This window comes from Inquilinus sp. NPDC058860 (assembly GCF_042743185.1).
Lineage (GTDB): Bacteria > Pseudomonadota > Alphaproteobacteria > DSM-16000 > Inquilinaceae > Inquilinus.
Genome location: NZ_JBHYMS010000013.1, coordinates 43,012 through 63,323 on the forward strand (window position 1 = coordinate 43,012; position 20,312 = coordinate 63,323).

Sequence of the window (20,312 nt, forward strand, 5' to 3'; positions counted from 1 at the left end):
AGACAGATATGGGAGTGCCCATGACCATCCGCAGCGCCGCCCTTCTCATCGGCCTGGCCGCGGCTCTGGCTGCCCCGGCCGCCTCCGCCGCCGGGGGGATCAAGGGATTCTGGCGCACCGGGGACGGCCGATCGGTGATCGAGATCCTCGACTGCAGCAACGGCCTCTGCGGCCGCATCGCCGGCCTGCCGCCGGACGCTCCCGCCACCGATGCGAACAACCCGGACGAGAGCAGGCGCAGCCGGCCGCTGTGCAAGCTGGTCATGCTGCACAGCTTCACCCAGGTCTCCGACACGGAGTGGGAGGACGGCACGATCTACGACCCGAAGAGCGGCAAGACCTACGACGCCAGGATGCATCTGACCGGGCCGGACACGCTGGACCTGCGCGGCTATGTCGGCATCAGCCTGCTCGGCCGCACCGACACCTGGACCCGCCAGCAGCCGGGCAGCTTCAAGGCGTGCGGATGAGCTGAGCCGTCAGCTGCGCCTTGCCGCGGCCACGGCCGCGAGCCACTCCGCCGTGTCGTCGACGGCGATGTCGATATGGCCGTCGCCGGGCAGGGGCTGGCCCCAGTCCGACGGGGTGCGCACCCACACCGTGGTCATGCCCAGTCGATGCGCCGGCAGCAGGTTGCGGGCCATGTCCTCGACCATCACGGTCGAGGCCGGCGCCAGGCCATAGCGGTCGAGCATCGCCCGGTAGGGGCCGGGGTCGGGCTTCGGTACGTAGTCCGCCGCGACGATGTCGAAGATGCCGTCGAACTGCGCCACGACGCCGAGCCGGGTCAGCACCCGCTCGGCATGGCGGACCGAGCCGTTGGTGAACACGATCTTGCGGCCCGGCAGGTCGGCCAGCGCCGCCGCCAGGGTCGGGCTGGGCCCGATCGCCGAGATGTCGATGTCGTGGACGAATTCCAGGAACGGGCCGGGGTCGACCGCGCGCTCGTTCATCAGGCCGCGCAGCGTCGTGCCGTACTCGCGGAACAGCCGCTTCTGCAGCGCCTTGGCCTCGCCCTCCGGCAGGTCGCAATGCGACCGGATGTACTCGCCCATGCGCCGGTCGATCTGGGCGAACAGGTTGGTGCGGGCGGGGTAGAGCGTGTTGTCGAGGTCGAACACCCAGTGCTCGACATGGCGCAGGGGATCGGCCGGGTGCATCCCTTCAGTCCGCCGGCTTGACCTGGTGCCGCATCAAGAGCGGCATCTGCGCCATGGCGAAGACCAGGGTCAGGGGCAGGATGCCGAACAGCTTGAACCCGGCCCAGAACTCGGTCGAGAAGCCGCGCCAGACGATCTCGTTGACCGCCGCCAGAACGACGAAGAACACCGCCCAGCGCCAGGTCAGGCTGCGCCAGCCCTGGTCGTCCAGCTCGAACACCGTGCCCATCATCAGCTTCAGGAAGTTGCGGCCGGTGGCGAGCCCCGTGAACAGGATCGCCGCGAACAGCAGGTTCACGACGGTCGGCTTCAGCTTGATGAACAGGTCATTCTCGAGCCACAGGGTCAGCCCGCCGAAGACCAGCACGAACACGCAGCCGACCATCGGCATGATCGGCCAGCGCTTCTCCAGCCGGATCGACAGCACCACCGCCACCACGGTCGCCACCATGAACACAGCCGTCGCCGGCATGATGCCGGCGGTCTGGTTGGCGATGAAGAACAGCAGCAGCGGCCCGGCCTCGAGCGCAAGGCGCAGGAACGGGCCCTTCTCGGCCTTGGCGACGGCCTGCGTTTCGGCCCGCGGCTGGGTCTGATCGATCATGGCCGCACCCTAGAGCAAGTTGTCCGGCCAGGAAACCGGGATCGGCGGGATGGAATGCCGCGGCTGTCCGGCCGGAAGCCCCATGCCCGGCGACGATGGCTGCACTGCCGACAGCGCTCTTGTACGACAACCTGCCCGGGCGAAGGTTAGGGATGCGGGGCGCTTCGCCGCCGCCGATCCTCGCATTCGGAAAACACCGCACCATGTCCGCACACAGTCCGGCGGTGGCCAGCCCGGCGCCGCTCGACCACGCCACCGTCCGTTCGATCATCATCGGCATCATGCTGGCGATGCTGCTGGCGGCGCTGGACCAGACCATCGTTGCGACGGCGCTGCCGACCATCGGGCAGGAGCTGGGCGATGTCGAACACCTGTCCTGGGTGGTCAGCGCCTATCTCCTGGCCGCCACCGCGGTGACCCCGCTCTACGGCAAGTTCAGCGACATTCACGGCCGGCGCATCACGCTGCTGGTCAGCATCAGCGTGTTCATCGTCGGTTCGGTCGCCTGTGCGCTCGCGCCGACCATGCTGGCGCTGATCCTGGCCCGGGCGCTGCAGGGGCTGGGCGGCGGCGGGCTGATCTCGCTGGCCCAGACCATCATCGCCGACGTGGTCTCGCCGAAGGAGCGTGGCCGCTACCAGGGCTACATCGCCAGCGTCTTCGTCACCTCCAGCGTGGTCGGGCCGGTGCTGGGCGGGCTGTTCGCCGACCATCTGCACTGGTCGGTGATCTTCTGGATCAACCTGCCGCTCGGCCTCGGCGCCTTCTGGATGGTCTGGGGCGCGCTGCGCCGCCTGCCGCGGCACGACCGCCGGCACCGGCTCGATGTGCTCGGCGCCGTGCTGATGGTCGGCGCCACCGTGGCGGCGATGCTGGCCCTGACCTGGGGCGGCACCCGGTATCCCTGGGATTCGGCCGAGGTGCTGGGCCTGTTCGGCGTCTCGCTGGTGCTGTGGGTGCTGTTCGCCGCGCGCCTCCTGACCGCGGCCGAGCCGCTGATTCCCCTGGCGGTGATGCTCAACCCGGTGGTCGGCACCGGCACCGCCGCCGCCTTCTGCGTCATGGGCAGCTTCATCGGCCTGTCGATCTACGTCCCGGTCTATCTCGAAGGGGTGGTCGGGCTGTCGGCCAGCAACTCCGGCCTGGCGCTGATGCCGCTGATGGCCGGCACCGTCACCGGCGCCAACATCGCCGGCCGGTTCATGGCGCGCATGACCCATTACAAGCGCACGCCGCTGGTCGGGCTGGTGATCGCCGCGGCGGCGCTGGTCGGGCTCGCGGCCTATCCGGACGGGCTGCCGCTGTGGCTGGTGGAGGTGGCGCTCGCCGCAGTCGGCCTCGGCCTGGGCACGGTGCTGCCGGTCACCACCATCTCGATCCAGAACGCGGTGGCGATGCACCAGCTCGGCACCGCCACCGGCTGCATGAACTTCTTCCGCTCGCTCGGCAGCGCCATCGTCGTCGCCGGCTTCGGCGCCATCGTGCTCGGCGCCATCGGCGGCGACGGACGGTCGCCCGAGACGCTCGGCGCTCTCACCCCGGCGATGCGCGACGGGCTGATCGGCGCCTTCCACTGGATGTTCCTGGCCGCCGCCGCCGGCCTCGCCCTCGGCTTCGTGGCGCTGCTCCTGATGGAGGAGCGGCCGCTGCGCAGCGGCGCCGCGGCGCATGCCAAGGAAGCGCTGGTGGAGTGAACGATGGCCGGATCGTCTCAGAAGTAAGGACGATTGTCCTTTGCAAGCGCAGTCACTGCGCATAACATCCTAATCTTCCAAACCGACCTGCGTACCGCATCCCGGCGCCGCCCTTTCCCGGGCGCCGGGATGCAGCCCGCGATCGTCTATCCCTTCACCGCGCCGGCGGTGAGGCCGGAGACGATGCGGCGCTGGAAGATCATCACCAGCACGATCAGCGGCACCGTCACCACCACCGACGCCGCCATGATGTTGCCCCACGGGATGTCGAACTGGGTGGCGCCGGAGATCAGGGCGATCGCCACCGGCACCGTCCGCACCTCGTTGGTCAGGGTGAAGGTCAGGGCGAACAGGAACTCGTTCCAGGCGGCGATGAAGGCCAGGAGGCCGGTGGTCGCCAGGGCCGGGCCGAGCAGCGGCAGGAACACCCGCACCAGGATCTGCCAGGGCCTGGCGCCGTCGACGATCGCCGCCTCCTCCAGCTCGCGCGGCAGCTCGCGGATGAAGGTGGTCAGCACCCAGACCGAGAAGGGCAGGGTGAAGATCATGTAGCTGAGGATCAGCGAGCCGAGCGAATTGTACAGCCCGGCCCAGCGCACCAGCTCGAACAGCCCGGTCAGCACCGCCACCTGCGGGAACATCGACACCGCCAGGGTCAGCATCAGGATGGTGCTGCGGCCGCGGAACCGCACCCGGCCAAGCGCGTAGGCGGCGCTGACCGACAGCAGGAGGCAGATCAGCACGGTCGACCCGGCGACGATCAGCGAATTGACGATGTTGGTCAGGAAGGGCTGCTCGCGGAACACGCTGACATAGTTGTCGATCGTCGGCGAGGGCGGCACCAGGTCGGTGCCGAACAGCTGCTGGCCGCTCTTCAGCGACGAGATCACCGCCCAGTAGAACGGGAACACCGTGTAGACGATGATCGCCGCCACTAGCACATAGAAGAAGCTGCGGCCGATCCGGCGCCTGGAGGATCTGGTCATGGCCGCCCCCTAATTGTCGAAGCGCACGCGGCCCGCCACCATCCACAGGGCGGCGAGCACGGCGATGATGACGAACAGCAGGGTCGAGGCGGCGGAGCCGAATCCGACATTGCCGAAATCGATGCTCTGCTGCCGGGCGAAGACCGACATGCTCATGGTGTTGATGCTGTTCGAGGTCAGCACGTAGATCAGGTCGAACACCCGCAGCGAATCCAGCGCCCGGAACAGGATCGCCACCATCAGCGCCGGCCAGATCAGCGGCAGGGTGATGCGGGTGAAGACGCGCCAGGGCCGGACGCCGTCGACCTTCGCCGCCTCGTACACCTCGTTCGGCAGCATCTGCAGAGCGGCCAGGATCAGGAGCGTCATGAACGGCGTGGTCTTCCAGACGTCGACCGCGATCACCGAGGCCAGCGACAGGGCCGGGTCGGCGGTCCAGGCGATGCGGCTGGAGATCACGCCGAGCGACAGCAGCACCTCGTTCACCACGCCGTACTGGTCGTTCAGCATCCAGCCCCACATCTTGGCCGAGACGATGGTCGGGATGGCCCAGGGGATCAGCACCGCGGCGCGCAAGAGGCCTCGCCCGGGCAGATGGGCGTTCAGCGTCATGGCGATGACGAGGCCGAGCACGGTCTCGATCGTGACCGAGATCACGGTGAACAGGATGGTGTTCCAGGCCGACCGCCACCACACCGGGTCGACCAGCAGCCCCTGCCAGCTGAAGATGCCGCTGGTGTCGACGTCGTAATCGACCGGCTTGTTCTGGTCGATGTCCCAGAACCGGCCCTCCTCCGGCTTCCACACCAGGTTGGTGCCGGTCGGGTCGTAGAACACGTAGTAGCCGCCCAGCTCGGCGTCCCAGTCGGCGCGGTTCGGCCCGTAGAACAGGTAGTTGTCGAAGCCGACCAGGCGGGTCGGCTGCTCGGCCTTCAGCGTCGCGTCGGTGAAGCTCAGCGCGATGGTCCGCACCAGCGGCCAGCCGGCGACCAGCGTCAGCACCAGCAGCATCGGCAGCAGGAACATCCAGGCGGCGCGGATGCGCTGCCGGCTGAGCCTCGAGACGGCCGGCTTGACCGTGTGCCCGGAACGGGCCGGGGTCGAGGTGGCGACGGTCATGGGGATCTCCCCTTGTTCGTTGATGGTGCGGGAGGGACCGGCAGGCGGCGCCCGCCGGCCCGCGCCCTCACCAGCGGCCGCCGCGGCTCAGCCGGTTCAGCTCCTTCTGCAGCTGCGCCAGGTTGGCGGCGCCGTCGCCCTGCTTCGACAGGGTGTTGTGGACCGCGTTCCAGAACAGGGTCGAGACCTCGTTGTAGCGCTCGCCGGTGATCGCCGAGGGCCGGGCGACCGCGCTTTCGAAGGCGGCCTTCAGCTGGGCGAAGAAGGGCTGGGCCTTCAGCACCTCGGGGTCGTCGTACAGCGCCGGGATGGTGGTCTGGAAGGTGGCGTCGATGGCGCGGCGCTTCTGCTCCTCCTTGCCGGTCAGGTACAGGACCAGGTCGGCGGCCTCCTTCGGATGGGCCGAGTATTTCGACACCGCCAGGTTCCAGCCGCCGAGCGTCGCGGCGTGGCGGGCGCCCTCGCCGTCGCCCTTCGGCAGCGGGGCGGTGGCGATCTTGCCCTTGACCGGGCTGTCGCCGGAATTGACCAGCGAATAGGCGTAGGGCCAGTTGCGCATGAAGGCGGCGTTGCCGGACTGGAACACGCCGCGGGCGTCTTCCTCCATGTAGTTCAGCACGCCGTCCGGGGCGATCGTGCCGATCCAGGAGGCGGCGAGATCCAGCGCCTTGGCCGCCTGCGGGTTGTTGACGGTGATCTTGCCGTCCTGCCCGACGATGGTGCCGCCGCCGAAGCTGGCGACCCATTCCAGCCCGTCGCAGGTCAGCCCCTCATAGGCCCGGCCCTGGAAGACGAAGCCGAAGAAGCGGTCGTTGCCGGCCTGCCGTTCGCCGTCCTGGATGGTCTTGGCGCTCTCGGTCAGCTCGGCCCAGGTCTCCGGCACCTTGAGCTTGTATTTGTCCAGCAGGTCCTGGCGGTAATACAGCAGCCCGGCATCGGTGAACCAGGGCAGGGCCAGGAGGTGGTCGTCGATGGTCAGGCCCTGGATGATGGTGGGGAAGTGCTGGCCGATCGCGGCCTGGTCGGCATAGGGCTTCAGGTCGATGAAGTGGCTGCCGAGGATGGCGGGCCAGATCACGTCGATCTGGAACACGTCGATGTCGCCGGACTGGGCGGTCAGGATCTGCTGGTAGAGGGCCAGCTGGTCCGAAGTCGATTGCGGCGCGGCGACGACCTTGACCGTGTTGCCGGTCTTCTCGGCCCAGGCCTTGACGCCCTGCTGGCATTGCGGCTGCTCGGCGCCGGCCGAGCCGCAGGATATGGTGACCGTGACCCCTGCCGCGTGGGCGACGGTGCCCGTCAGGACCAGCGCGAGGGTGAGGGGAAGGATGGCGCTCCTCGACATGTCTCCTCCTTCTGCTTGTGGCAGCGGGAAGACCGGGCGGGTCCCCCGCGCTCGTCTTGGGCAAAGGGTGACTCGCCAGGACGGCCCCTGGCGAGTCGAAACGAAATTATTCTTGAACCGAACGTTGTCAGGCCGCGCTTCGTTCCGGCTGCACCGCCTCGGCCGCCAGGGCGCCGAAGAAGGCGGCATAGGGCGGCAGCGCCACCCGGCCGCCGTCCAGCTTCGCCCCCAGCCCGGGCGCGTCGGTCGGCGCGATCTCGGCCGGAGGTGCGGTCCAGATCCGGGTCTCGCCGGTCAGGTTGAAGACGCAGAGGGTGCGCTCGTCCTCCAGCCGCCGCTCGAAGGCCAGGACGCCGTCGGCGGTGTCGAGGAAACGCAGCGATCCGGCGGCGAAGGCCGGGCGGGTGCGGCGCCAGCGCAGGAACCGGCGGGTGAAGGCCAGGGTCGAGTCGGGGTCGCCGGCCTGGACGCCCGCGGCCAGGCGGCGATGCGCCTCCGGGATCGGCAGCCAGGGCTCGGCGGCGGAGAAGCCGGCCTGGCGGTCCTCGGCCTGCCATGGCATCGGCGTGCGGCAGCCGTCGCGGCCCTTGTAGTCCGGCCAGAAGGTGATGCCGTACGGGTCCTGCAGCTTCTCGTAGGGCACCTCGGCCTCGGGCAGGCCCAGCTCCTCGCCCTGGTACAGGAAGACGGTGCCGCGCAGCGAGGTCAGGAGCGCGATCAGCAGGGGCGCCAGCCGCGGGTCGGCCGCGGCGCCGCCCCAGCGGGTCAGCACGCGTTTGACGTCGTGGTTGGAGAAGGCCCAGGACGGCCAGCCGTCGGTGGTCGCCGCCTCGAAGGCGGTCAGCGCCGCGGCGATATGCGCCGCGCTGAAATTCTCGTTCAGCAGGCTGAAATTGTAGGCGGTGTGCAGCAGGTCGGCCTGGACGTATTCCGCGGTCCGGCCGATCGGGTCGTCGTCGCCGATCTCGGCCACCGCCATCCTGTCCGGATAGCGGTCCATCAGCGCGCGCAGCCGGCGCAGGAACATCAGGTTCTCGGGCTGCGACTTGTCGTGGAGATGCAGCTGCATGTAGTAGGGGTTGTCCGCCCGTTCGTCCCCGGTCGGGGCCCGGTCGGCCGGCTTGCCCGGATTGTCGCGCAGCAGCCGGTCGTGCATATAGAAATTGGCGGTGTCCAGGCGGAAGCCGTCGGCGCCGCGCCGCAGCCAGAACTCCAGCGCCGCCAGCACCGCCTCCTGCACCTCGGGGTTGTGCAGGTTCAGGTCGGGCTGCTGCGTCAGGAAATTGTGCATGTAGTACTGGCGCCGGCGGGTGTCCCACTGCCAGGCCGAGCCGCCGAAGATCGACAGCCAGTTGTTCGGCGGGTTGCCGTCCGGCTTCGGGTTGGCCCAGACGAACCAGTCGGCCTTGGGGTTGTCGCGATCGGCCCGGCTCTCGGCGAACCAGGGATGCTGGTCGGAGGTGTGGCTGATCACCTGGTCGATGATCACCTTCAGCCCCAGGGCGTGCGCCTTCTCGACCAGCCGGTCGAAATCGGCCAGCGTGCCGAACATCGGGTCGACGTCGCAGTAATCCGAGACGTCGTAGCCGAAATCCTTCATCGGCGAGGTGAAGAAGGGCGAGATCCAGATCCCGTCGACGCCGAGATCGGCGATGTAGTCGAGCTTGGCGGTGATGCCGGCCAGGTCGCCGATGCCGTCGCCATTGGTGTCCAGGAAGCTGCGCGGGTAGATCTGGTACATCACCGCGCCGCGCCACCATTCGCGCATTCGTCCCCTCCGCGTGTCCCCCTGCATCCGAGCCGCGAACTGCCGCTGCGTCGCGGTCGTCTGAATGCATTCAGTTTTTACAGTATCGGTCCTTTCTTGATCGATCAAGAGGGAGACTTTAGGGTGGTCCCATGACGGACGGACCGGAGAAGCGGCGGGGCACGCTGCTGGACATCGCGGCGGCGGTCGGTGTGTCGCGCACCACCGTGTCGAACGCCTTCAACCGGCCGGACCAGCTGTCGGCCGAGCTACGCGACAGAATCATGGCGGCTGCCCGGGCGATGGGGGTGCACGGGCCGAACCCGGCGGCGCGGATGCTGCGCACCGGCAAGGCGGAGGCGATCGGCCTCCTGTTCCACGAGACGCTGCCCTTCGCCTTCGACGATCCGGCGGCGGTCGGCATGCTGCGCGGCATCGCCAGCGCCTGCGAGAAGGCGCGCTCGGGCCTCCTGATCCTGCCGGCGGTGAAAAGCCCGGCCAGCCGCAGCGCCATCCACCGCGCCGCGGTCGACGGCTTCCTGGTCTATGGCTTCCTGAACGGGGCGGAAGCCTGGACGCCGCTGCTGCGCCGCGGCCTGCCGGTGGTGGCGATCGACAACCAGGTGCCGGACGGCGTGGCCTTCGTCGGCATCGACGACCGCGGCGCCGCCCGGCGGGTGGCGCAGCATGTGGTCGGGCTCGGCCACCGCCGTCTCGGCATCATCACGCTGGAATCGGCGGTCGACGGCTATGTCGGGCCGCTCGACGCCGCGCGGCGGACGAAGATGACCTTCCGCACCAGCGTCGACCGGCTGGACGGCTATGTCGAGGCGATCGCCGCGGCCGGCATCGACCCGGATTCGGTGCCGGTGGAGGAGCGGCCGGCCTCGAGCGAGGCGCATGGCCGCGGCGCCGCGCTGTCGCTGCTGCGCCGGCCGGACCGGCCGACCGCGATCCTGGCGATGTCCGACCGGCTGGCGATCGGCGCGATCGAGGCGGCGCGGTCGCTGGGCCTCAGGGTGCCGGAGGACCTGTCGGTCGCGGGCTTCGACGACATCCCGCGCGCGGCGCTGGTGCGGCCGGCCCTGACCACGATCCGCCAGCCGCTGTTCGACAAGGGCGCCACCGCCGCCCGGCTGCTGCTCGACGCCGTCGCCGACGGCGCCGCGATCCCGCCCGACCGCCACCTGCTGCCGACCGAGCTGGTGGTGCGCGGTTCGACCCGGCCGCCGGGGTGAGAGGGCCGAACAGCGGCCCAACCCTTTTCCGTCAGTTCGCCACCGCGCGCAGCACCGCGGGCTTCTTCGGCGCTTCGACCGCCTGCAGGCCCTCGTAGATCGAGAGGTAGTCCTGGGCCATGCGGCGGGCGGTGAAGCGCTGGTCGAAGACCTCACGGATGCGGGCGTTCGACAGCTCGGGCAGGCGCTGCACCGCCGCCACCGCGCCGATCTCGTCCTCGACGATGAAGCCGGTGACGCCCTCGTCGACGATCTCCGGCACCGAGCCGCGGTTGTAGGCCACGACCGGCGTGCCGCAGGCCATCGCCTCGATCATCACCAGGCCGAAGGGCTCGGGCCAGTCGATCGGCACCAAAAGGCCGATGGCGCCGCTGAGGAAGGCCGATTTCTGCGAATCGTCGATCTCGCCGATGAAGTCGACATGCGGCGACCGGGCCAGGAGCGGCTTGATCTCGGCGTCGTAATACTCCTGGTCGGCCTTGTCGACCTTGGCCGCGATCTTCAGCGGCAGGCCGCTCTTCGCCGCGATCTCGATCGCCCGGTCGACCCGCTTCTCCGGCGCGATGCGGCCGAGGAAGGCGAGATAGCCGCGCTCGGCCGGCACCGGCGCCAGCAGCTGCGCCGGCAGGCCGTGATGCACGGTGGCGATCCAGCCGGCCTTCGGCATCGGCCGGCGCTGGGCGTCCGAGATCGAGACCACCGGCACATGCGAGAAGGTCTCGAACATCGGATGCAGCTCGGGCATGTCGAGCCGGCCGTGCAGCGTGGTCACGAACGGGACGTCGCCGCGGCTGAACAGCGAGAACGGGAAATAGTCGAGATGGCAGTGGACGATGTCGAACTCGTCCGACCGCCGATACACCTGCTCGAACATGTGCATATGGGGCGCGATCCAGTCGCGCACCGAGGCGTCGAGCCGCATCGCGCGCGGCCAGCAGGCTTCGAGCCTGGCGGAGGTCACGGAATCGCCGCTGGCGAACAATGTGACGTCATGGCCGAGGGCGACGAGCTCTTCCGTGAGAAAGGACACGACGCGCTCGGTGCCGCCATAGAGCTTGGGGGGGACCGCTTCGAACAGCGGGGCGACCTGCGCGATTCGCATGTGGATGGAACTCCCTCCGCAGATGGGGGTTTGTCTGACATCACCGGCGGCGCTGCGGCGCAGCAATGCGGCGCTGCTCTTCTTCAGGTGCTTCCGCGGCAACGGGCACTCGATGACCACAGACAATCGGAACGGCAAAAGGTTCCGACTCCGGTTCGATAATGTTCTGTGGGGTGCGCGCAGATCAGGTGCAGTGCAGCGATGCATTGTCATCTGTCGGTGTGGTGCGCCAGGACTCTCAAGGCGGCGGAAACACGCCGTCCGTGGTGGATGAAGACAACGCAGGGGATCTGATGGACATGACGGCGTCCACGCAGACTCGCACTCTCGAGGGATTCCGCAACCGGCCGATCGGTTTCATCCTGCACTATGTGCGGCAGGAGGCCGCATCGCATGCGGTGGTGATCGCCTCGGTCGTCGCCGCAGTCGCCTGCGGCATCGGCTCGCAATACGCGATCAAGCATCTGGTCGACGTGCTGGCCCTCGGCGCCTCCGGGGCGATCTGGCTGGCCTACGGCCTGCTGGTCGGGCTGATCCTGGCCGACAACATGCTGTGGCGGGTCGGCGGCTGGGTCGCCGCCCGGGCCTTCGTCGCGGTCACCGGCGCGGTCCGCCGCGACCTGTTCCGGCACCTGACCGGCCACGCGCCGAGCTATTTCGCCGACCGGCTGCCCGGCATGGTCGCCGGCCGGGTCTCGGCCACCGCCAACGCCATCTTCATCACCGAGAACACCTTCTCCTGGAACGTGCTGCCGCCGGCCCTGGCGCTGGTCGGCGCGATCTGCGTCCTGGCCTCGGTCGACCCGGTGATGGCCGGCACCCTGGTCGCGGCCGCGGCGGCGCTGTCGGCGTTCATCTACCACCTGGCCAAGCGCGGCGGGCCGATCCACCGCAGCTACGCCACCGAGGCGGCGAAGGTCGACGGCGAGCTGGTCGACGTGATCGGCAACATGGGCCTGGTGCGGCTGTTCGGCGCCACCTTCCGCGAGCAGGAGCGGCTGGCCGACCGCATCGGGGTCGAGCTGTCCGCCCGCCAGCGCAGCCTGCGCTACATGGAGCGGCTGCGGCTGATTCATGCCGCGATCACCGGCATCCTGACCGCCGGCCTGCTCGGCTGGGCCCTGCTGCTGTGGCAGGCGGGCCGGGCCACGCCCGGCGACATCGTGCTGGTCAGCTCGCTCGGCTTCGCCATCCTGCACGGCACCCGCGACCTCGCGGTGGCGCTGGTCGACCTGACCCAGCACATCGCCCGGCTGTCGGAGGCGATCTCGAGCCTGCTGGTGCCGCACGACCTGCCCGACGCGCCGCATGCCGAGCCGCTGGCCGCGCCCAAGCATGGCGGCGGGGTGCCGATCGCCTTCGAGGGCGTTCGCTTCGCCTATCCCAAGCGGGCGCCGATCCTGGACGGCTTCGACCTGCGCATCGAGCCTGGCGAGCGGATCGGGCTGGTCGGCCTGTCCGGCGCCGGCAAGTCGACCGTGCTGACCCTGGTGCAGCGCTTCTACGACGTCGGCCTGGGCCGGATCGAGGTGGCCGGGCGTGACATCCGCGACCTGACGCAGGAGAGCCTGCGCCAGATCATCGGCGTGGTGCCGCAGGACATCTCGCTGTTCCACCGCAGCGTGCGCGAGAACATCCGCTACGGCCGGCCGGACGCGACCGACGCCGAGGTGCTGGCCGCGGCCGAGGCTGCCCATTGCCGCGAATTCATCGAGGCGCTGCCGGAAGGCTTCGACACCGTGGTCGGCGACCGCGGGGTCAAGCTCTCGGGCGGCCAGCGCCAGCGCATCGCCATCGCCCGCGCCTTCCTCAAGGACGCGCCGGTGCTGCTGCTGGACGAGGCGACCTCGGCGCTGGACAGCGAGTCGGAGCGCGCGGTGCAGGAGGCCCTGGACGACCTGATGCAGGGCCGCACGGTGATCGCCATCGCCCACCGCCTGTCGACGCTGCAGCGCTTCGACCGGATCGTGGTGATGGAGGCGGGGCGCGTGGTCGACACCGGCACGCCGGCCGCCCTGGCCGCCCGCCCCGGCGTCTACCGCACCCTGCTGCAGCGCCAGCTGGGGCACGCCGAAGAGGCGCATGCGGCGTAGGGGCTGCCCTCGCAGGTTGGGTTCGCGTAGCGAACCCAACATCGCGCCTCCTGAACCGGTGTTGGGTTCGCGGTCGCGAGCCCAACCTACGAAGCTGAGGCGCGGTCCGACCGTTCGCACCGTGGCCCCGCCATGCTATTCACCCCGGAAGCGGCCGTCGCGGGCCGCGCTTGGGGATCAACGCCGATGCCACCGCTCGACCAGCTGCCGCGCCTCCGCCTGCAGCACGCGCCGACGCCCTTGGAGCCGCTGCCGCGGCTGACCGAGGCGTTGGGGGGCCCGCAGCTCTGGATCAAGCGCGACGACTGCACCGGCCTGGGGCTGGGCGGCAACAAGGTGCGCAAGCTGGAATTCCTGCTCGGCGACGCGCTGGCCCTGGGCGCCGACACCATCATCACCGCCGGCGGCCCGCAGTCGAACCACGCCCGCCAGACCGCGGCGGCGGCCGCACGGCTGGGCCTCGACTGCATCCTGGTGCTGACCGACGCGGTGGCCGGGCGCGACCCGTCCTATCACAGCAGCGGGAACCTGCTGCTCGACGAGCTGTTTGGGGCGCGCATCGAGCTGCACCCCGGCACCGCCGACCCCGATGCCGAGATGGCGCGCGCGGCCGAGCAGTGCCGGGCGGAGGGCGGCGCACCCTATGTCGTCCCGGTCGGCGGGTCCAACGCACTGGGGCTGATGGGCTATGTCGACGCGGCGCAGGAGCTGCTGCGGCAGGGCCGCGACCAGGGCGTCGCCTTCACCCATGTGGCGCTGGCCAGCGGCAGCGGCGGCACCCAGGCCGGCCTCGCGCTCGGCCTCGCCCTCGGCGGCGGCACGGCCCCCGCGATCGGCTACTGCATCAGCCGGAGCTCGGCGGAGCAGCGGCCGAAGGTCGCCGGGCTGGTGAAGGCCGGGGCCGGGCTGCTGGGCGTGGTTCCGCCGCTGGCGCCGGAGGATCTGGTGCTGGAGGACGGCGTGGTCGGCGAAGGCTACGGCCTGCCGACGGAAGGCATGGTCGAGGCGCTGCAGCTGGCCGCCAGCCGCGATGCGATCGTGCTCGACCCGGTCTATACCGGCAAGGCGATGGCCGGGCTGATCGCCGGCATCCGCGCCGGCCGCTTCCGGCCCGACGATGTGGTGGTGTTCCTGCACACAGGCGGCGCGCCCGCGCTCTTCGCCTATCCCGAGACCTTTCCGATCCATTGGGGCGAATGAGCGATCCGGATCTGCCGCGCTGCGGCTGGGCCGCCGGCGGCCCGGCGATGCTGGCCTATCACGACCACGACTGGGGCACGCCGGAGCGCGACGACCGCGCCCTGTTCGAGAATCTCAGCCTGCAGGGCACCCAGGCCGGCCTCTCCTGGCGCCTGGTGCTGGAGCGGCGCGGCAACTACCGCCGCGCCTTCCACGGCTTCGACATCGCCCGGGTGGCGGCGATGGCGGACGGGGAGATCGAGGCGCTCCTGGCCGATGCCGGGCTGATCCGCAACCGGGCCAAGCTGACCGCCGTGCGCACCAACGCCCGGGCGGCGCTGGCGGTGATCGAGGCCGAGGGCGGCTTCGGCCGCTACCTCTGGTCCTTCGTCGGCGGCGAACCGCTGGTCAACCGCTGGGCCGCCCATGCCGAGATGCCGGCCACCAGCGAGCTCTCCGACCGGATGAGCCGCGACATGAAGCGCCGCGGCTTCGTCTTCGTCGGCTCCACCGTCTGCTATTCGCTGATGCAGTCCGCCGGGCTGGTCAACGACCACATGGTCGGCTGCTTCCGCCATCCGGAGTTCGGAAAGGCTTAGCTGAGAAGCCGAACTCCAATTCTATTGTCATTGCCGGGCTTGACCCGGCAATCCAGAAGGTGTCGACGCTCCCTGGATGCCCGGGTCAAGCCCGGGCATGACAGTTCAAATTGGAAGCTTTGATCTAAGAGCCCTTTTGGAAATGCGCTGGCGTGAGTCGGCTGGTGGTGGTTTCGAGAACCGGCGCGCAGCGGACGTTTGGGTCCGTGAGCACCGGAAGCGCAGAAACCGCCATCAGACGGCCGCGCCAGTAGCATTTCCAAAAGGGCTCTAAAAACCTTTTGTCGTGTCGGTCGCCACTCCACTTGATCCCCACCGCCGCCCGGCGCGAGGATGGGGCATGGCGGAGACCAGGGCATTGCCGCCGGAGGCGCTGAAGGCGCTGTCCCGGCGGTCGGACGCAGCGGGCCTTCAGGCGCTGGCCCGGCATCTCGGGCTGATCGCGGCCGGCGTCGTCCTGGTGCTGGCGGCGCGCGGCAGCCTGTGGGTCTGGCCGGCCATGGCGCTGCTCGGCGCCGCCGAGATCGCCCTGTTCAGCCCGCTGCACGAGACCACCCACCGCACGCCGTTCCGCTCGCTCTGGCTGAACCGGCTGGCCGGCTGGGTGATCGGCTTCCTGCTGGTGCTGCCGCCGGAGGGCTTCCGCCTGTTCCACATGGCGCATCACCGCCACACCCAGGACCCCAAGCGCGACCCGGAGCTGATCGGCGCCAGGCCGCTGACCCGCGGCCGCTACTGGCTGATCCTGACCGGCCTGCCCTATTGGGCCAGCCAGATCCTCGGCTTGCTGCGCACCGCGGCCGGCCGCGACCGCTCGCCCTGGATTCCGGCGGCCGACCGCCCGCGGGTGGCGGCCGAGGCCCGTATCTACCTGCTGCTCTACGCCGCGGTGCCGGCCATCAGCCTCGCCGCCGGCAGCGCCCTGGCCCTGCTGCTCTGGGTCGGGCCGGTGGTGCTGGCGCAGCCGCTGCTGCGCTGGGTGCTGCTGGCCGAGCATTCCGGCTGCGTCCGCAGCGACGACCGCTGGGCCAACACCCGCACCACCCTGGCCGGGCTGGTGCTGCGCACCCTGTTCTGGAACGCCAGCTACCACACCGAGCACCACCTGGCGCCCGGCGTGCCGTTCCACGCCCTGCCGCGGATGCACGCGCTGGTCTCCGGCCGGCTCGCGGTGCTGTCGCCGGGCTATCCGGCGGCGCATGCGGAGATCCGCCGGACGCTGGCCTGATCCGCCCTCATCTCCGCTCGGCCTTGATGAAATCCACGAACGCCCGCAGCGGCGGCGGCATGTGGGTCCGGCTCTGATAGTAGAGGAAGGGGCCGGAGAAGCTCTGCCACCAATCCTCCATCACCGGCACCAGCGCGCCGCTGTCGAGATGCGGCCGCAGCACCTCCTCGAAGGTGCTCATCACGCCCAGCCCGGCGACCGCGGCCGCCACCTCCATCTCCAGCGCGTTGGCGATCAGCGGGCCGTCGGGGCTGATGCGGATGATCTGGCCGTCGCGCTCGAACTCCAGGCCGGCCAGCCGGCCGCTGGCGAAGCGGTGGCGGATGCAGGCGTGGTCCAGCAGGTCCTTCGGATGAAGCGGCCGGCCGCGCGCCATGAGGTAGGACGGGGCGGCGGCGATGACGAAGCGCTGCACCCGCGGGCCGATCGGCACGGCGATCATGTCGCGCTCGACCCGCTCCTCGTAGCGGATGCCGGCGTCGAAGCCCTCGGCCAGCACGTCGACGAAGCTGTCCTCCGCGGTCACCTCCAGCCGGATGCCGGGATGCGCCACCAGGAACCGGGCCGCGATCGGCGGCAGGATGTGGCGGCCGACGATCGTCGGCACGTTCAGCCGCAGCGTCCCGGTCGGGCTGTCGCGGGCGCTGGTCACGGCGTCGAGCGCCCCGGCGATCTCGCCCAGCGCCGGGCCCAGCCGCTCCAGCAGCCGCTCCCCGGCCTCGGTCGGGGTGACGCTGCGGGTGGTGCGGTTCAGCAGGCGCACGCCCAGCCGCGCCTCCAGCCGCCGCAGCGCGTCGCTGAGCGAGGAGGCGGAGACGCCGCGCCGCGCCGCCGCGCCGCGGAAGCCGCGGGCCCGGGCGACGGCGACGAAGGCGTCGAGGTCGGAGAGGTCGGGGTTGGACATCGTTCGGTTTTCCGCACGGCTTGTTCGGTATTGGCCGGATTATCGCACGGACCGCGGTCCCTCATATTCTCCGTCGGACCCTTCCTCCCATCGGAGCACACCATGCAGACCCATCCGCTCGGCGCCACCGGCCCGCAGGTCTCGGCCCTCGGCCTCGGCACCATGGGCATGTCCCACGGCGTGTACGGCCCGGCCGACCGGGCCGAGAGCATCGCCACCCTGCACGCCGCGCTCGATGCCGGCATCACCCTGATCGACACCGGCGACTTCTACGGCTCCGGCCACAACGAGATGCTGATCGGCGAGGCGCTGCGGGCCAGCTCGAAGCGCGACGCCGCCATCCTCAGCGTCAAGTTCGGCGGAATGCGCGACCCGGCCGCCGGCTGGACCGGCTTCGACGGCCGTCCGGTGGCGGTGAAGAACTTCCTGGCCTATTCGCTGCAGCGGCTCGGCGTCGACCACATCGACGTCTACCGTCCGGCCCGCCTCGATCCCACCGTGCCGATCGAGGACACGGTCGGCGCCATCGCCGAGATGGTGCAGGCCGGCTATGTCCGCCACATCGGCCTGTCCGAGGTCGGGCCGGAGACGATCCGCCGGGCCGCCGCGGTGCACCCGATCGTCGACCTGCAGATCGAGTACTCGCTGGTCTCGCGCGGCATCGAGGACGGCATCCTGGCGACCTGCCGCGAGCTCGGCATCGGCATCACCGCCTATGGCGTGCTGTCGCGCGGCCTGATCAGCGGCCATTGGCGCAAGGACGGCACGGACGCCAGGGACTTCCGCACCCACAGCCCGCGCTTCCAGGAGGGCAATGTCGAGCGGAACCTGGCGCTGGTCGAGGCGCTGCGGGCGATCGCCGAGGCCAAGGGCGTCACCGTCGCCCAGATCGCCATCGCCTGGGTGGCGGCGCAGGGCCGGGACATCGTGCCCCTGGTCGGCTCCCGCCGCCGCGACCAGCTGGCCGAGGCGCTGGGCGCGCCCGACGTGGCGCTGACCCCGGACGACCTGGCCCGGATCGAGCAGGCCGTGCCCAAGGGCGCCGCCGCCGGCGACCGCTATCCGGCGCACGGCATGGCCAGCCTGGACAGCGAAAGGCGCGGGTGAGCGGATCGGCCGTCGCCGCATTCGGAAACCCAGCCCTGCGGCGATCGGCCCTGGCGCGGGCGGCACCGGATCTGGCCATATATCCGCATGGATATGACGGATGCAGATCCCATCGAGCCGATCGACGAGGCGATGATCAGGACCCTGGTCCACGCCTTCTACGGCCGCGTGCGCGGCGACGCTGTGCTCGGCCCCATCTTCGCCGGCGTGATCGGCGCCGATTGGGCCCCGCACCTGGCCAAGATGTGCGATTTCTGGTCCTCGGTGATGCTGCGCAGCGCCCGCTATCAGGGGCGGCCGATGCAGGCGCATGCCGCGGTCGACGCGCTGCGGCCGGAGCATTTCGCCCCTTGGCTGGAGCTGTTCCGGGCCACGGCGCGCGAGGTCTGCCCGCCGCGGGCGGCGGTGCGCTTCATCGAACGGGCGGAGAAGATCGCGGAGAGCCTGCGCCTCGGCGTGATGTTCCAGCGCGGCATCCTGCCGGACGCCCCGGCGCGCCGCGCGGGGTGAGCTGACTTAGGACATGCCCGAGAATAAACGCTCCCGATAAGGGCAATTCCTCTATTGTCATTGCCGGGCTTGACCCGGCAATCCAGAAGATGTCGACACTCTCTGGATGCCCGGGTCAAGCCCGGGCATGACAGTTCTTGGTTCAGTTATTGTTGGAAGTGGCCTTAGCGGCGGGCGACGAACGCCGCGATCGCGAATCCGGCGCCGACCACGGCCAGGCCGCCGGCCACGGTGACGATGGTGAGGGCGACCGACAGGTCGCTGCCCGAGGGGCCGAACAGGGCCAGCAGGCTGGCGCCCAGCCCGGCCAGGGAGATGCCGCCGACGGTCAGCAGCGATTGCAGGTCGGACGGGGTCTTCGAAACCGCTGCGGCGCTCTTCGCGCGGCCTTCGGTGCGCGACAGGTCCATGGCTCTCTCCAGGCGGGCCGGCCGAGCCGGCGCTGCCGTTTGCAATACGTCAGATGTATTGTCCCACAGATAGGGCGGCGGGGGCGCGGCGTCAGCCCCCGACCTTGGACCAGTAGGCCCCGTAGAACGCAGACCAGCCCAGCGCCGCCAGCAGCAGCCGCACCCGGACCGGCTGAATCCGGCGGGGCAGGGCGGGCGTCAGCGAATGCAGGACCGCCCCGGCCGCGGCCAGTGCGACGAAACGCGGCAGCCGCACCAGGGGCGTCAGCAGCGCCAGCTCCCAGACCGGGATGCCCAGGGCCGGCGCGCTGGCTGCGGCGATCTTGTAGGGCACGCCGCTCAGGCTCGCCAGGATCAGCACCCCGGCCAGGCCGGCGGCGGACTCGGTGCCGGCCATCATCGCCTGCATCCGGGCGATCATGGCGGACGGGATCGCCGGCACCGCGTCGACCAGGGCGATCGCCGTCTCCGGCGCATGGCCGGCGAAGACCGCCAGCGCGGTGCCGCCCAGCATCGCCCCGGCCGCGGCGGCCAGGGCGGCGCGCAGCCCGGCCTGCCAGCCGCGGGCCAGCGCGATCAGCGACACCGGCACGTCCGGCACCACGAAGAACAGGCTGGCCTCGGCCACGCCCCACAGGAAGGCGAGGAGGGTCAGTCCCATTCCGGGAACCTGGTGCCTTCGATCAACCTTGCCATCGACGCCTCCAGGGCTTCGACGAAGGCGTCCGTGTCCTCCGGCCGGTCGGCCAGCGGCGGGCCGACGAAGGCGTCGCAGAAGAACGGCACCGGCAGGAAGGCGCCGCGCGGCAGCACCTTGCCCAGCCCGTGCAGATAGACCGGCACGATCGGCACCTCCGGCCGCCGCCGGGCCAGGTGGCAGATGCCCTTCTTGAAGTGCTGCAGCCGCTCCGGCTCGCCGCGCGACCCCTCCGGGAACAGGATCAGGATGCAGCCCCGGTCCAGCGCCTCGACGCAGCCGGTCAGCGGGTCCTCGCCGCGCTCCCGCGCATGCCGGTCGAAGGGCAGGATGCCCATGCAGTTCAGCGAGAACCAGGCCATCGTCCGGCTGCGCAGGAAATAGTCGGCCGCCGCCACCGGCCGCACCTTGTGCAGGATCCGGCTCGGGAACAGCGAGGTCAGGGCGACCGTGTCGGCATGGCTGTTGTGGTTGGCGACGACGATCGCCGGCCCCGCCATCGGCAGCCGCTCGCGGTTGCGGACGTGCAGCCCGACGAACAGCAGCATCAGGGGCTTGGTCACCAGCCAGTGGAACAGCAGCCGCCACAT

The 20,312-nt window shown here is 70.3% G+C and carries 20 protein-coding genes; 9 read left to right on the forward strand and 11 right to left on the reverse strand.

The window, feature by feature from the left end:
• The first annotated feature begins 20 nt into the window (after positions 1–20).
• A complete protein-coding gene (locus ACFW16_RS11360; RefSeq protein ID WP_380304882.1) occupies positions 21–470 on the forward strand; it encodes a DUF2147 domain-containing protein in 450 nt (149 codons plus the stop codon).
• A gap of 9 nt (positions 471–479) precedes the next feature.
• Here ACFW16_RS11360 and ACFW16_RS11365 read toward each other — a convergent pair whose 3' ends face one another.
• Together ACFW16_RS11365 and ACFW16_RS11370 are read right to left on the reverse strand one after the other, a co-directional pair.
• Positions 480–1,160 carry a pyrimidine 5'-nucleotidase gene (locus tag ACFW16_RS11365; RefSeq protein WP_380304884.1) on the reverse strand — a complete coding sequence of 227 codons (681 nt, stop codon included), beginning with the start codon at positions 1,158–1,160 and terminating at the stop codon, positions 480–482.
• A 4-nt stretch (positions 1,161–1,164) separates the two neighbouring features.
• Positions 1,165–1,764, reverse strand: a complete 600-nt coding sequence (locus ACFW16_RS11370; protein WP_380304886.1) for a septation protein A — start codon at positions 1,762–1,764, stop codon at positions 1,165–1,167.
• 203 nt (positions 1,765–1,967) lie between these two features.
• On the opposite strand from ACFW16_RS11370, the gene ACFW16_RS11375 reads away from it, so the two are divergent.
• The gene (locus tag ACFW16_RS11375) at positions 1,968–3,458 is read left to right on the forward strand and encodes an MDR family MFS transporter (protein WP_380304888.1); all 1,491 of its coding nucleotides are present in this window, start codon (positions 1,968–1,970) and stop codon (positions 3,456–3,458) included.
• Positions 3,459–3,604: 146 nt separating this feature from the next.
• Here the strand turns inward: ACFW16_RS11375 and ACFW16_RS11380 are convergent, their stop codons facing one another.
• The 4 genes from ACFW16_RS11380 to ACFW16_RS11395 form a co-directional block, all read right to left on the reverse strand.
• Positions 3,605–4,444 (reverse strand): carbohydrate ABC transporter permease, encoded by an 840-nt coding sequence (locus ACFW16_RS11380; protein WP_380304890.1) that lies wholly within the window; start codon positions 4,442–4,444, stop codon positions 3,605–3,607.
• 9 nt (positions 4,445–4,453) lie between these two features.
• Complete coding sequence (locus ACFW16_RS11385; RefSeq protein WP_380304892.1) at positions 4,454–5,563, reverse strand: carbohydrate ABC transporter permease; 1,110 nt, start codon at positions 5,561–5,563, stop codon at positions 4,454–4,456.
• 67 nt (positions 5,564–5,630) lie between these two features.
• Entirely contained in the window at positions 5,631–6,908 is a 1,278-nt protein-coding gene (locus tag ACFW16_RS11390; RefSeq protein ID WP_380304893.1) for an ABC transporter substrate-binding protein, read from the reverse strand.
• 127 nt (positions 6,909–7,035) lie between these two features.
• The gene (locus tag ACFW16_RS11395) at positions 7,036–8,676 is read right to left on the reverse strand and encodes an alpha-glucosidase family protein (RefSeq protein WP_380304895.1); all 1,641 of its coding nucleotides are present in this window, start codon (positions 8,674–8,676) and stop codon (positions 7,036–7,038) included.
• A 131-nt stretch (positions 8,677–8,807) separates the two neighbouring features.
• Here ACFW16_RS11395 and ACFW16_RS11400 point away from each other — a divergent pair, with 131 nt between their 5' ends.
• Positions 8,808–9,893, forward strand: coding sequence for a LacI family DNA-binding transcriptional regulator (locus ACFW16_RS11400; RefSeq protein WP_380304897.1), 1,086 nt, complete (start codon positions 8,808–8,810; stop codon positions 9,891–9,893).
• Positions 9,894–9,924: 31 nt separating this feature from the next.
• Here the strand turns inward: ACFW16_RS11400 and ACFW16_RS11405 are convergent, their stop codons facing one another.
• Positions 9,925–10,995, reverse strand: coding sequence for a glycosyltransferase family 4 protein (locus ACFW16_RS11405; protein WP_380304899.1), 1,071 nt, complete (start codon positions 10,993–10,995; stop codon positions 9,925–9,927).
• 299 nt (positions 10,996–11,294) lie between these two features.
• On the opposite strand from ACFW16_RS11405, the gene ACFW16_RS11410 reads away from it, so the two are divergent.
• The 4 genes from ACFW16_RS11410 (at position 11,295) to ACFW16_RS11425 (ending at position 16,094) form a co-directional block, all read left to right on the forward strand.
• A complete protein-coding gene (locus tag ACFW16_RS11410) occupies positions 11,295–13,088 on the forward strand; it encodes an ABC transporter ATP-binding protein (RefSeq protein WP_380304901.1) in 1,794 nt (597 codons plus the stop codon).
• 186 nt (positions 13,089–13,274) lie between these two features.
• A complete protein-coding gene (locus ACFW16_RS11415) occupies positions 13,275–14,288 on the forward strand; it encodes a D-cysteine desulfhydrase (RefSeq protein WP_380304903.1) in 1,014 nt (337 codons plus the stop codon).
• The gene (locus tag ACFW16_RS11420) at positions 14,285–14,866 is read left to right on the forward strand and encodes a DNA-3-methyladenine glycosylase I (protein WP_380304905.1); all 582 of its coding nucleotides are present in this window, start codon (positions 14,285–14,287) and stop codon (positions 14,864–14,866) included. Before ACFW16_RS11415 ends, ACFW16_RS11420 begins: the two co-directional genes overlap by 4 nt.
• 340 nt (positions 14,867–15,206) lie before the next feature.
• A complete protein-coding gene (locus tag ACFW16_RS11425; protein WP_380304907.1) occupies positions 15,207–16,094 on the forward strand; it encodes a fatty acid desaturase in 888 nt (295 codons plus the stop codon).
• A 7-nt stretch (positions 16,095–16,101) separates the two neighbouring features.
• Here ACFW16_RS11425 and ACFW16_RS11430 read toward each other — a convergent pair whose 3' ends face one another.
• Complete coding sequence (locus ACFW16_RS11430; RefSeq protein ID WP_380304908.1) at positions 16,102–16,998, reverse strand: LysR family transcriptional regulator; 897 nt, start codon at positions 16,996–16,998, stop codon at positions 16,102–16,104.
• Positions 16,999–17,100: 102 nt separating this feature from the next.
• Between ACFW16_RS11430 and ACFW16_RS11435 the strand changes: the two genes are divergently transcribed.
• Positions 17,101–18,105, forward strand: coding sequence for an aldo/keto reductase (locus ACFW16_RS11435; RefSeq protein ID WP_380304910.1), 1,005 nt, complete (start codon positions 17,101–17,103; stop codon positions 18,103–18,105).
• Positions 18,106–18,192: 87 nt separating this feature from the next.
• Positions 18,193–18,615 (forward strand): group III truncated hemoglobin, encoded by a 423-nt coding sequence (locus ACFW16_RS11440; protein ID WP_380304912.1) that lies wholly within the window; start codon positions 18,193–18,195, stop codon positions 18,613–18,615.
• 164 nt (positions 18,616–18,779) lie between these two features.
• Here the strand turns inward: ACFW16_RS11440 and ACFW16_RS11445 are convergent, their stop codons facing one another.
• From ACFW16_RS11445 to ACFW16_RS11455, 3 genes are all read right to left on the reverse strand, one after another.
• Positions 18,780–19,025 (reverse strand): hypothetical protein, encoded by a 246-nt coding sequence (locus tag ACFW16_RS11445; protein ID WP_026869027.1) that lies wholly within the window; start codon positions 19,023–19,025, stop codon positions 18,780–18,782.
• Positions 19,026–19,116: 91 nt separating this feature from the next.
• The gene (locus ACFW16_RS11450) at positions 19,117–19,686 is read right to left on the reverse strand and encodes a hypothetical protein (protein ID WP_380304914.1); all 570 of its coding nucleotides are present in this window, start codon (positions 19,684–19,686) and stop codon (positions 19,117–19,119) included.
• Positions 19,677–20,312 carry a lysophospholipid acyltransferase family protein gene (locus ACFW16_RS11455; protein ID WP_380304915.1) on the reverse strand — a complete coding sequence of 212 codons (636 nt, stop codon included), beginning with the start codon at positions 20,310–20,312 and terminating at the stop codon, positions 19,677–19,679. The genes ACFW16_RS11450 and ACFW16_RS11455 overlap by 10 nt, the downstream gene beginning before the upstream one ends.